This is a genomic window from Leptothoe sp. ISB3NOV94-8A (assembly GCF_043421595.1).
Classification (GTDB): Bacteria; Cyanobacteriota; Cyanobacteriia; order Phormidesmidales; family Phormidesmidaceae; genus Leptothoe; species Leptothoe turfae.
Genome location: NZ_JAXSQW010000001.1, coordinates 3,337,141 through 3,349,639, shown reverse-complemented (window position 1 = coordinate 3,349,639; position 12,499 = coordinate 3,337,141). Strand labels below are relative to the sequence as shown.

Genomic DNA, 12,499 nt, shown 5'->3' with positions numbered 1-12,499 from the left:
GCCATACTATTCAACCGTACGGGGAAATGACCACTGGGCTGTACAATAAGGGCCGACTATCAACCCCTGACTATCAACTAACCTACTGTCTGCCAGCACCATGATTTCTAGTAACGATTTTCGTACCGGCACTAGCATTGAACTTGATGGTTCCGTGTGGCGAGTGGTGGAGTTTCTCCACGTAAAACCTGGGAAAGGGGCAGCATTTGTACGCACTAAGCTGAAAAATGTGCAGTCGGGTAGCGTTGTTGAGCGTACCTTTCGCGCTGGGGAGACCGTTCCTCAGGCTATTTTGGAAAAAAGCGTGATGCAGCACACCTATCGCGATGGTGAGCAGTACGTGTTTATGGATATGGAAACCTATGATGAAGCCCAGCTCTCGGCAGAGCAGATTGGGACTCAGGTGAAGTATCTCAAGGAAGAAATGGAGGTTACCGTTCTGCGCTGGAATGGCCAGGTTTTGGAGGTGGATTTGCCGAACTCGGTCGTTTTAGAAGTGACAGAAACGGATCCTGGTGTGAAAGGGGATACAGCGACTGGCGGTACCAAGCCTGCAAAAGTTGAAACCGGTGCCCAGGTGATGGTACCTCTGTTTATCTCAATTGGTGAACGCATCAAGATTGACACTCGTAATGATTCCTATCTCGGTCGAGAATAGGTTTGGGGGGTGCTCAGTGCCCTATGGTTAGGTTTTGCAATTTTTGTGTCTATTTCAATGCTAGATTGCCTTAGTTAGGTTCTGTGGGTTAGGCGTCTCTAATCGTTTATTTGGAGTGTACATAGTGGATTTGGATTTTAGTGAGCTTCGTCAGCTAGTTGCCGCTCTCGATCAAACGGATATTGCTGAGCTGACGCTTAAAAATCCTCAGTTTGAGCTCACCCTGCGTAAAGCGACTGCTCCCAGTCAATCGGTGGTACTGTCTTCGGATGCTACTGTATCTGCTGCTGCTATACCGTCCGTTGCACCAATGATGGCATCGCCACCTGCTACAGGTGCTGCTGCTACAGAGCCCGCTGCACCACCTGTGTCTAGTCCATCCGATTTGTATGAGATTACGTCTCCCATGGTGGGCACCTTTTATCGTTCTCCAGCTCCTGATGAGTCTCCGTTTGTCGACACAGGCGATCGCATCAAACCCGGTCAAACAGTCTGCATCATTGAAGCGATGAAGCTGATGAACGAACTGGAAGCTGAAGTATCTGGTGAGATTGTAGAAATCTTAGTTCAGAACGCTGAACCGGTTGAGTTTGGTCAGCCCCTGATGCGAGTAAAGCAGAGTTAATCGGCGGGGGATGGGACGCACAGCACCTGGATAGGGTTTTTAATAATCATGGGCGTTGCTGACCTCTGGGTTGGTTTTACCGGTGGTGTGCTTCTTAACAACCGACCCGTTTATAGAAATATTTTTGCACACAGTAACTTAATAATTTGTCTAAGGTGTATGGGGAAATCTCTTGATTTTCTGCCTACTTGTCTGGATTGCTATGATGTAGACTACCTAGAAAGGTTCTGCCTTTAGTAGACTTGGGCATTCTTTACACAGATGCCGGTCTATTGCAGGTACTTAGTTTATGCCTTAGGCAAGCCACTAAACTAGCTCTATTCAATTAGTTTTTCGTTCAAGAAGGAGGTGTGCCCTCGGTAGAGATATGCCAGATGTCCAGCTCTAAAGCCGCTTAGTTAAATGGGTTTAACAACCGTCGTTAAACAAACAGGTGGTACGTGTACGGCATTGTGTATTGATCAAAAGGAGAGAAGCATGCAAGATACCCCTCGACAGCTCATTCAACGTGAATCAGAGTCCCGCGCCTGCAAAGCTCCGAAACAAACACGGCTCTACAAACGCTTAGAAGAAGCTCTCCACAGTGGTAGTGAAGTCTGGTTTCGAATGCCAGGAACACGATTAGTCGGCATTCCTATTTATTTAGACAGTGACTACGTGGAAGTCGTAGATGTGGATGTCGCAGAAGGTTATGAGGATGATGAATTACCAGATGATCCTTATCAACGGACGGTGTGGCTGATTCGTTTAGCTGAGATTAGTGCTATTTCCTACGCGACAGATCGCTGGTCGAAGGATCGATTTGAGCGATTATTAGACCAAAGTGACTCTGAACAATAGCTTTAGGACCTTCTAAGGAGAGAAGTAAAGGTATTGCTGATCATCGGGATGACCTTGAGCAGCAATGGCTCTAGCTCGGTTCATCCCCTAAATCAGTAATTGTGAAGTGAATTGGTTTGAGCTTTGGTTTTTTTTAACTACCTCTAAAGACCTGAAGCTCAAACCTTGTTTATGCTTAATGGTTATTTGGAAAATGTTTTGTGCTAGGTTTCTTCTCAAGCTGATGGAGAAACTGACGTAGTGTGAGAGTTTTTTGAATTAGTCGGCTGATTGAGAGTGCGGAAATAGCGGCTACCGATGACTAGCCAGAACAATACATAGGCGAGTAACTGTAATAGGTAGATGCGATCGCGATAACCCAGCAGCACTTTCAAAACAACGCCTGGAAATTCTTTATCTGGCAAGATTTGGCTAGTGTTCCAGATTTGAGGCCCCAATACACAAGACTGTTGAAACCCAAGACAGAGGTCAACCGATAAGCTGTTGAATTGACTAATAGTGGCAAAGGTAATATCGATGTTGCGGCAAACTGAAACTACCAGGCCTGAGATAATTAACAACAGCAATACACCCATAACTTGAAAAAACAGCTTCAAGTTAATGCGAATGCCCCATTTAAATAATCCAAAGCCAATGAATGTTGCTCCCAACAGCCCCATAACAACTCCTAATAAGTTGTCAGTTAATGTTTGGGACTGGGTAAACAAGAATAAAACTGTTTCAAATCCTTCTCTTAATACCGCGATACAAACCAAACTAAAAATACTGAGACCTGCAGATTCATTGCCAAGGGCATTGGTGACAGTTTGATTAATCTCTGTTTTAAGGGTTCTGGCCTGGCGGGTCATCCACAGCAGCATCCAGCTCAGCATAATAATGGCGATACTGCCAAACAGAATGCCCAGGATCGGTTTCAATAGAGCTTCAGCATTAGGCATAACATACTGCACCTGCTGCAGTCCTAAGCCTAAAAATGAGCCTATTAAAATGCTGCCTATTATCCCAGCGGCCACGCCTCCAAAAACCCATTGATTTAGGTCCATTTTGCCAGCCTTATTCAGGCAGGCTAATACAATCCCGACCACTAGTGCGGCTTCTACGCCTTCACGCAGGGTGACGATAGCGACTGGTATAGCGGAGGCAATGTCCATGGGGTAGTGGAAAATGTTGAGCATAAAGCTTGGATGGTATCTATTATGCCGTGTTGCTGTAATCTGCCCATGCCTGATTGTACTGTCAGGCTAATCCTATTTCCTGAAGGCGTTGCTGTAGATATTGTCCGGCTGTTTGGGTGGGAAACTTAGGTGTGCCGCCTGTGCGTTTGATGCAATTGGGAAGCGGTGTGAGATCAAAGTCTGGTCGTGGATGCATAAAGAATGGCAGAGAAAATCGACGATCTCGACCATCCATATTGACCACTCGATGCGTTGTGCTTTTGAACACGCCATTACTCAAGGCCTGCAGCATATCTCCAGTATCCACAATAATCTGACCTGGCAAGGACTCAATGGCAAGCCAGCTGCCGTCTGCTTGCAAGAGTTCCAAGCCAGGTCCAGTGGATTCACATAGCAGGGTGATCAGATTAATGTCCTCATGGGGAGCCGCCCTCAGACTTTTGGGAGGGATAGTCTCTGGTAACGGTGGGTAGTGCAGTATTCGTAAAATGCTTTTTCCTTGCCTAGCCTCTTCATCAAAGAAGTTTGCGGGCAAGTCTAGATAAAGGGCACAGGCTTTTAATAAGTCAGCTGCGCAGGCTTCTAGCTCTCGATATAGCGCTGACATTAACGGCTGAAATGTCGGTACTTCTTGGGGCCAGGGGTTTGCCAGTTCTGCTTCGCGCCCCACATGCCAGAACTCTTTGAGATCAGGGGCATCGCTATCTTTTGCATGTTCTTGACCAAAGCGAGTAAAACCACGCTGTTGATTAATGTCTGGTCGTTCGTAGTTTTGTTTAGTCGCTTCTGGCAGTGTAAAGAAATTAGCTGCCGCATCGTAGGCAGACTTAATTAAACTGCCCTCAATGCCATGGTTTTCTAGAGCAAAAAAGCCCACAGTTTCTAACGCTTGGCCCAAGGCGAGGACGAATTCCTGCTGTTGGCCAGGTGAACCATGGAGGAACGTTTGTCGGTCTAAGGCAGGCAGGGTGGCGGCGGTCATAAAAACGGAGAAGGCAGAAGGGCACAGAATAAAAGCATAAAGGGTGAGCACTGCCCACCCGGCTAGGACGCTTAACTATAAAGGTCAGAATAAATTCTAGGAAAAAGGCTCTTAGGTAATGAAGTCTAATGTGGGGAAATATAGCCTGGCGATAGATATTGCGCCAGAAACATAGAACATTTAACTATGAAACAGCGACTCAACCTATTAGGTCTATTGAGCATTGGCGTATTAGGGGTTAGTTTATTCGGCCTAACCTCATCGGTCAAAGCTCAGTCCACACTACGTTTGAATTACGATACGTCATCTTTTGAAAATCTAGAGCTGACAGGGAGTGATGTGGGAGTGCGCGTTAGTTATACCCACTACCGTGAGCTTGAGGCGTCGGACGAAAACAATCTCAGCTATCAGCTGCTTTATCAGGGTGAAGAGCAGGAACTGGTCGATACCCTGGCTTGGACATTTGCTGAGTTTCAGTTGCAAGATTTGAATAATGACGGTACTGAAGAAATTATTGTGCGTAACTATTCTGGGGGTGCCCATTGCTGTACGAATACAACGATTCACCGCTGGACTGGTGAAGCATTTGCCAGTGTAGAGACTGGTTATTTAGATGGGATAGGTCCTGATATTGCAGATGTTAACGGTGATGGCTATGTGGAAATGGCTGTGCCTCATCAGGCGTTTCTCTATAGGTTTGGCAGTTACGCTGAGTCATTCCCACCGGTGATGTTTTTCACCTATCGAGATGGGGAACTGGTAGATACTACACGACAATTTCCAGAGCAAATTCGAGAACAAATAGAGACTTTTCAAAGCGTCTTTGTGAGAGTTCGAGAAGAGGATGATTATGTTTCTAACAGTTTGTTGGCTAGCTATGTGGCTCAACATGCTGTGCTAAATGAAGATTTTGATGCTGCCTGGCAGTTTATGCTCGACAACTATGATCGTGAGGCTACCTGGGGGTTACAAATCTATGAGGAGGGGGAACAGGTGGGTACACATCCGGATTTCCCGACGGCATTACGGGCGTTTTTAATTGAAATCGGTTATTTAGGTGAGGATGGATTGCCGATTGCAGCCGATGAGTTGGGGTGATAATCTCCATTGCAATGCGCTCCTATTGGTCGATATCACATTGGCGTCCGATTACTAAGCGTCCATCGGCTAGCCGATAGGTTCCCTGGGGCTCGGCAACTGCGGTTTCTGGTGTCGCAGGTATAGGCTGCACGGTTTCCAGGCTATAGGTGCTTGGAGAATTGCCAGGTTGTTCTTCTAAGCTGTCGCTACCTGTGACTGTAAAGCTACTATCTGTGTCGTTGGTGCGCACAACGCAGCTGTTGGAAACCAAGGTCTCAGGATTAACTAAATTGTCAGGCAGTTCGTTAAGACTGTCTTCAATAAAACTGACATCGGCCAATGAGATTGTTCCAGAGGCGATTCCTCCAGTGGCATTGATGTCGACACGATCGTTGTTATCTAAAGTTCGTGGGTCGGTGCCAGGTGGTGCAAACTGAAAGTTTTGGCCAAAGAAAGCTGTTTCACTCAGGTCTACGTCACCCCCACGACCATCGGCTGCAAAGGCAAGAATATCGCTGTCATCTAGAGCGACTAACGCATTGGCTCTAATCGTAATGTTGCCACCATTGTTTTCTCCGGAGTCCACAAAGGTTTGAATATCGCTATCTCCAAAGAGAAGAATAGAACCCGCATTAATTTGGATTTGACCACCAGCATTTTGTTCAGCATTGGTGGCGATCGTACCGTTTTTGGCTGTGAGCCGATTGCGAATAGTAAGTAAAATATTGCCCGAAGCTCCTTCGCCTAAACTACCAGAAGATAAAACTGCTCCATCATTAAGTTCAAGCTGAGCTGCTTCTAACTGGACATTCCCTCCCTTACCGTTACCGTTGGCCTCAATACTTGTAAATGCGCCGCTAACAATAGTATCTACAGGACTACTACCTTCAAATCGAGCAATCTCATCAATCAGAAGAAGGATACTACCTGCATTGCCAGTACCGAAGACACTTGCACCTAGCTGAGCACCGTTAACCACCTCAAGATTTCGTGCCCGGATGCGGACATCTCCACCAGTTCCTTCCCCGTTGGGTTCAATATTACTAAATGTGCCGCTAGGACTACTGTTATTGATAGGATTAATTCCCTCAAATCGAGCGGTCTCATCAATCAGGAGAATGACGTTGCCTGCATCGCCAGTGCCAAAGACACCTGCACTGAGCTGAGCCCCATCGAGTACCTCGAGATTTCGTGCCTGAATACGTACATCTCCAGCAGTTCCATTGCCATTAGGGTCAATATTGCTAGATGCGCCACTAGCACTGCTATCCTCAGAGTCAATCCCCTTAAATCGAGCGGTCTCATCAATCAGTAAAACGACATTTCCTGCATTGCCGATACCAGAAGTACCTGCACTAAGCTGGGCCCCGTTGAGCACTTCGAGATTCTGTGACCGAATGCGCACATCCCCACCAGCTCCTTTACCATTAGGCTCAATACTGGTAAATGCGCCGCTAATACTAGTATCTATAGGATTAACTCCTTCAAATTGAGCGGTCTCATCAATGAGGAGAATGACACTACCTGCATCTCCAATGCCAAAGGTGCTTGCAACGAGCTGAGCCCCGTCGAGTACTTCGAGATTACGCGCTTGGATTCGCACATCTCCACCTATTCCTTTACCATTGATCCCAATATTGCTAAATGTTCCGCTAGGACTGCCAGACCTAGAATTGACTCCTTCAAATTGAGCGGTCTCATCAATGAGGAGAATGACACTACCTGCAATGCCTGCGCCGAAGATTCCTGTACTCAGCTGAGCTCCATCGAGCACTTCAAGATTTCGTGCCTGGATGCGTACATCCCCACCTGTGCCTTTAGCATTAGGTTCAATACTGCTAAACGCCCCGCTGGCACTACTACCATCTCTAGAGTCAATCCCCTGAAATCGAGCGGTCTCATCAATGAGGAGAATGACATTGCCTGCATCGCCGGTGCCGAAGGTACTGGCACTCAGCTGAGCTCCATCAAGCACCTCGAGATTACGTGCCTGGATACGAACATCTCCCCCCCTGCCTTCAGCACTAGATGCAATACGGCTAAATGCTCCGCTAGCGCTGCCATCCCTAGAGTCAGTCCCCTTAAATCGAGCGGTCTCATCAATGAGGATAATGACGTTGCCAGCATTGCCAGTGCCGAAGGTACTGGCACTAAGTTCAGCCCCATTAAGTACCTCAATATTACGTGCCTGGATGCGCACATTCCCGCCCGTGCCTTGGCTATTGACTGAAATACTGCTAAAAGCTCCACTAGGAAAGCTGTTTCTTAGATTAATACCCTCAAATCGAACAGTTTCTAGAATGTTAAGAATGACGTCTCCACCCTGACCATTACCAAAAACTAAGCTGTTCAGTTGTGCGCCATTCAATACATTTAGAGCAGTTGCTGTAATTCGAACATTACCAGACGATCCAGTTCCCCCTAGAGCTAAACTGTTAAATATTCCAGTTTCACGGGTACCATCTATACCGTCAAAAGTAACAACGCCATCAGCAACAAGCACGATATCTTGTACATCTATTGCAGCCGCTGTAGAAATAAAGCTATTCAGAACATCAATATTATTGCGGGCATCCAGATAAACAGCTCCACCTGCTCCAGTAAAGTTTCTTACATCAATACCATCACCGAAGATGCCTGTTCCATTTATCAAGATGTCTCCAGGCAATGTCTGAGAAGCAGGTTCATACTGATTAGTTAACAGTACTAAACCATTGGGTGCATCTATAAAAACATCCCCAATGGTGATGTTTGCACTTGTTGCAATGGGATTGTTATTTGGCGGTAATGTAGGCGTCAAAGAAGAGTCAAAAAAGGTCCCAGATAACTCACCTAACGTTCCCAACGGATCTCCAATTACTGCTGAATCAACGCCCGTTCTAATATCTAATGTAGGTCTTGTACTGCCATCAACAGTAAGCGTTGTTCCGTCAGATAATTCAACAGTTGACAGTTCTGGAGTTGTGGTAGGACTGATTGCTGTTCCTGTAAGGTCTGGCCCCGTAATCACGACAGTCCCTATTTCAACAGCTCCACCTGTCAGAATGTGTAAAGACGCTCCCAAATAAGCAGAGAAACTCACATCACCCTGGGAACGAATAATCGGATCAAGAGGACTATACAGCTCTCCAGCTGAACCATCCAGTTGTTCCACCTGAAAACTACCACCACTCAGGTAATGGGCATCTCCTCCAACTCTCTGCGCTGAGCGCAGCACCATATCTCCATAGGAAAATAACCCACTATCGGGATGGCTCAATGCCACAATATCTACCTGCTGATTCCCCTGTACCAGCAATTCATCGCCTGCTAGTGCAACAAATGGTACCTCCGTCATGTCACGAATTTTGATACTGTCTGTTGCCAACAGCGATACATTCCCCAATGCAGCCACCTGATTCTGCAACTCTAAATTCTGTCCTGCTAACACTAAATCCCCACTAGCTGCTAGCGCTCCACGACTGATAATATCTCCTGATTCTGTCGTCAAATAATTCCAAAACGCCACACTGGGATTAACACTTAGTAGCCCACGCTGATCTGGCGTAACCGCACTAAATATTTCACTGCCGACTTCCACTCCATCAGCCGTCGTGCCATAAAACGATCCCTCAATATCGAGCCGAGCATTCTCACCAAATATTAGCCCATTGGGATTAATCAAAAACAAACTCGCAGGTCCGTTCACCCCCAGTGTGCCAAAAATCTCCGATGAGTTCTCTCCTGTTACCCTACTCAAAATCGACTCAACATCCGCAGGATTTACAAAATAGACCCGCTGACCATCGGCTACATTAAACTCACCAAAGCTGTGAAACAAATTGCTACCCCGCAGCGCACCCCCATCGATTAAATCAGTGAGTTCTCCTTCTATCAGCTGATCGGAAACCAGGCTAGAGGACTCCGTTCCCAATGTAGTATCAGGCACAATCTGCGCTTGAGCCCAAGAAGGGACCATAACCGAAGCAGTTACCAACAAAAGCCATAGCCCACGGTTGAGAGACATCCAATTACACCCAAAACAGCCGAAGTCAGCAAAAGTATATGGGGATAACCGCAGTTAGAATCAATAATTTTTCTGAGTAAAGAGTGATACCAAATCCGAATTCATTAAACTCGATTAAAAATGGACAATCCTTTAGGGGCACTCCCTTGTGGATGCCCTTCGATGCCGGGCGCTATCAGTCAGGATTTAGTATGACAGGTTCTAAAGCGTTATTGCCCTGAGTGGCGACAATATCGAATGTGAGCCCGACTCAAACCTCCCGCTCTAAGTTCGGATGTTTCGCCTTTTCCAACATTGACCCTCTGCTTAAACTAAGAAAAATGACTTGGTAAAAGACGATGGTACAGCTCAAACGATGGCAGTGGATTGTGCTGGCGCTGCCGCTGGTGATGGTTGTCGCCTTTGTGTTGATTGCAGCTGGATTTCAGCTACGCAGTTGGGGCATCACCTGGATTTGGGCTGTCATTCTATTCGTGTTTGTGGGCTGGCGTTGGTTGCTGGTGCATTGGACCAAGCCCCGTGAGATTGATCGCATTGTTACGGCTGTCCGGTCAGAGCTGAAATCTGTGACGGTTGATAACGCAGCTAATCAGGTGTTGGAATCTGCACTACAGCCAATTTTGACCGGAGCCCGTGAAGATCCGCCTGTATGGGACGATTGGCCTGCTTTCTGGAAGCGATGTCAGACCGTCGTGGCAACGGTGGCCCACCACTATCATCCGGAAGTGAAGTACCCGCTGCTTAATATCTATGTGCCCCAGGCCTATGGCTTAATTCGGGGGACGGTGGATGATATGGACCGGGCCATGACCCAGCTGGCTCCTGTGTTGAATCAGGTGACCGTTGGCCAGGCCTATGAAGCTTACGAAATTTATCGCAAATTGGAACCCTCCATGGGAAAACTGTGGCGGGCGTGGAACTGGGCGCAGTGGTTAATTAACCCAGCGGCAGCAGCGGCTAAAGTGGCCAGCCAAAAAAGTTCTAACGAGGCAAATCAGCAGCTATTGGTAAACCTGAGCCAGCTGCTGCGGGAAACGGCATTGCGCAATCTGGCTCAGCAAACGGCTAACTTGTACAGTGGCGATACGCTACCGGCAATTTTTGCAGCAGAGCCGTCCAAGACTTTGGGTACTGAGGCAAAAACGGCCACACTGCGGTCAATTTTAGAAACGGCTAGCCCGACTGAAACCATTGAAAAGAAACCGGTTTCTTTGATGTTAGTAGGTCGTACGGGGGCAGGAAAAAGCAGCCTGATCAATACCCTATTCAAAACCGAGCTGGCAGAAGTGGATGTACTGCCCAGTACCGATAAAATTCGCCAATATAGCTGGCAGCTAGATACGGGAGAAGTCTTGACTCTGATTGATTCCCCTGGGTATGAACAAATTGAGCGTGGCGATTTTCGCGATTTAGTTCTCGATCAAGCGGCGGATGCGGACTTGCTGGTGCTGGCGACCCCGGCTTTGGATCCGGCGTTACAGAGCGACAAAACTTTTTTGCATGACCTTAAAGCAGCGGAGCAGCACCCGCCAACGGTGGTGGTGGTAACCCAGGTTGATCGACTGCGGCCTATACGAGAATGGCAGCCCCCCTACGATTGGCAAATGGGGCAGCGACCTAAGGAAGCGTCTATTCGTGATGCCGTTGCCTATCGGGTGGACACCCTGGGGCAGTCGGCTGAAACTGTGCTGCCGTTGGTGACCTATGACAATAACAGAGCCGCCTGGAATGATGACGCTCTGGCCCTCAAGCTAGTGGAGACGTTGGGGAATGCTAAGCAGTATCGCCTGGCGCGGTTTCTGACTAATCAGACGGCTTTAGCCAAAGCGGCGGCCAAGCTGATTGACCAGTACACGTTTCAGATGACTACCACCCAGGGGGTAACCGAACTGCTGAAAAGTCCGATTCTGCGTTACCTCTCACGCATGATGACGGGCTCAGATCTGCTGGCTACGGCTCTGATGGAAAAGATTCCAGTTGAGCAGGCCCCAGTGGTGATTGGTAAGCTGCAGCTGGCCTATGAGCTGTTTAACCTGCTGGCTAAAGAAGGTAGTACCTTTGACTTGCTTACCCTGTGGCCAATGCTGTTAGACAATGATACGCCACCGGAGCAAAATGCCTGGGCGTTTGGCCATGGGCTGACGGCCTACTGGTTGGGGGAGACAAATCGGTTAGATAAAGCGTTTGAGCGATACTTGCAAGACTATGAAGCCGTCAGGAAATAAGCGGGGTAACGTAGAATCAGGGTATTTATTGCTATTTTTAAGTTTATTCAGTAACACCTATGGCAGCAGCAGTAAGCCAGTGGCGACAGCGAATTCGTGAGTATAAGAATGACTTGGTGCAGAATTATTTTAACTATCGCATTGAGTCGGCAAATCAGCCCTATGGCGTAGCGTTTCGGGCCAAACCCTATCGGTTTTTGCTATTACTCAGCCATATGCGGTCTGGGTCTTCGCTATTGACCCATTTGTTGACAACGAATCCTGAGGTGATTGGCTACGGTGAAACCCACACTAATTATGCTGATGCCAATGACTTTAAGGGGTTGCTCAAGAAGGTCTATTGGCAAGCCCAAGACTTTCGTAAGTTGGGAGATGTGCAGAACCTACGCATGAACCATCAGTATGTGATGGACAAAGTCTTGCACAACAAAAAGTTTTTGAACCATGACTGGTTGCAGTCTGAACAGGTATATGCCATTTTTTTGTTGCGAGAGCCAGAGCGCAGCTTAGCCAGTATTGCCGACCTCAAGCCCCATTGGAATCAGCAGGATACGATTGAGTACTATGCTGAGCGTATGGCTGTGCTGGTGGACTATGCGCGGTTGATCAACAACCCAGAGCGGATGCTGGTGGTTACCTATGAGCAATTGCTGGACAACACTTCAAAAGTGCTGACAACCCTACAGGAGTTTTTGCATACACAGGCACCGTTTACGGAAGAATATAAGGTGCTGAAAACCACTGGCATGAAAGGGGTGGGTGATCCGAAGGGAAAAATTAAGGCGGGAAAAATTGTGCGATCGCAACGCCAACTCACCCAATCTTTCCCCACAGAACTAGTAGAGCGTGCCAAGCAGATACACCATGACTGCCAGGCAGCGTTAATTGAGTTGTGTCAGTCAATATAA

Annotated in this window: 9 protein-coding genes; 6 read left to right on the top strand and 3 right to left on the bottom strand. The window is 47.6% G+C overall.

Features of this window, described 5'->3' with window-relative positions:
- Positions 1-100: 100 nt before the first annotated feature.
- From efp to SPB21_RS14160, 3 genes are all read left to right on the top strand, one after another.
- Positions 101-658 (top strand): elongation factor P, encoded by a 558-nt coding sequence (gene efp / locus SPB21_RS14170; RefSeq protein ID WP_163665419.1) that lies wholly within the window; start codon positions 101-103, stop codon positions 656-658.
- A 124-nt stretch (positions 659-782) separates the two neighbouring features.
- A complete protein-coding gene (gene accB, locus SPB21_RS14165; protein WP_163696838.1) occupies positions 783-1,283 on the top strand; it encodes an acetyl-CoA carboxylase biotin carboxyl carrier protein in 501 nt (166 codons plus the stop codon).
- 477 nt (positions 1,284-1,760) lie between these two features.
- On the top strand, positions 1,761-2,123 hold the full coding sequence (locus SPB21_RS14160; RefSeq protein ID WP_163665415.1) for a hypothetical protein: 363 nt from the start codon (positions 1,761-1,763) through the stop codon (positions 2,121-2,123).
- 215 nt (positions 2,124-2,338) lie between these two features.
- Here the strand turns inward: SPB21_RS14160 and SPB21_RS14155 are convergent, their stop codons facing one another.
- Together SPB21_RS14155 and SPB21_RS14150 are read right to left on the bottom strand one after the other, a co-directional pair.
- On the bottom strand, positions 2,339-3,274 hold the full coding sequence (locus tag SPB21_RS14155) for an FTR1 family iron permease (RefSeq protein WP_490795161.1): 936 nt from the start codon (positions 3,272-3,274) through the stop codon (positions 2,339-2,341).
- A gap of 85 nt (positions 3,275-3,359) precedes the next feature.
- Positions 3,360-4,280 (bottom strand): isopenicillin N synthase family dioxygenase, encoded by a 921-nt coding sequence (locus tag SPB21_RS14150; protein WP_499866954.1) that lies wholly within the window; start codon positions 4,278-4,280, stop codon positions 3,360-3,362.
- Positions 4,281-4,466: 186 nt separating this feature from the next.
- Here SPB21_RS14150 and SPB21_RS14145 point away from each other — a divergent pair, with 186 nt between their 5' ends.
- On the top strand, positions 4,467-5,378 hold the full coding sequence (locus SPB21_RS14145; RefSeq protein WP_499866953.1) for an FG-GAP repeat domain-containing protein: 912 nt from the start codon (positions 4,467-4,469) through the stop codon (positions 5,376-5,378).
- 22 nt (positions 5,379-5,400) lie between these two features.
- Here the strand turns inward: SPB21_RS14145 and SPB21_RS14140 are convergent, their stop codons facing one another.
- Complete coding sequence (locus tag SPB21_RS14140; protein WP_499866951.1) at positions 5,401-9,318, bottom strand: two-partner secretion domain-containing protein; 3,918 nt, start codon at positions 9,316-9,318, stop codon at positions 5,401-5,403.
- A 386-nt stretch (positions 9,319-9,704) separates the two neighbouring features.
- Here SPB21_RS14140 and SPB21_RS14135 point away from each other — a divergent pair, with 386 nt between their 5' ends.
- Together SPB21_RS14135 and SPB21_RS14130 are read left to right on the top strand one after the other, a co-directional pair.
- Complete coding sequence (locus tag SPB21_RS14135; protein WP_163659779.1) at positions 9,705-11,591, top strand: GTPase family protein; 1,887 nt, start codon at positions 9,705-9,707, stop codon at positions 11,589-11,591.
- A 59-nt stretch (positions 11,592-11,650) separates the two neighbouring features.
- Complete coding sequence (locus SPB21_RS14130) at positions 11,651-12,499, top strand: sulfotransferase family protein (protein WP_499866949.1); 849 nt, start codon at positions 11,651-11,653, stop codon at positions 12,497-12,499.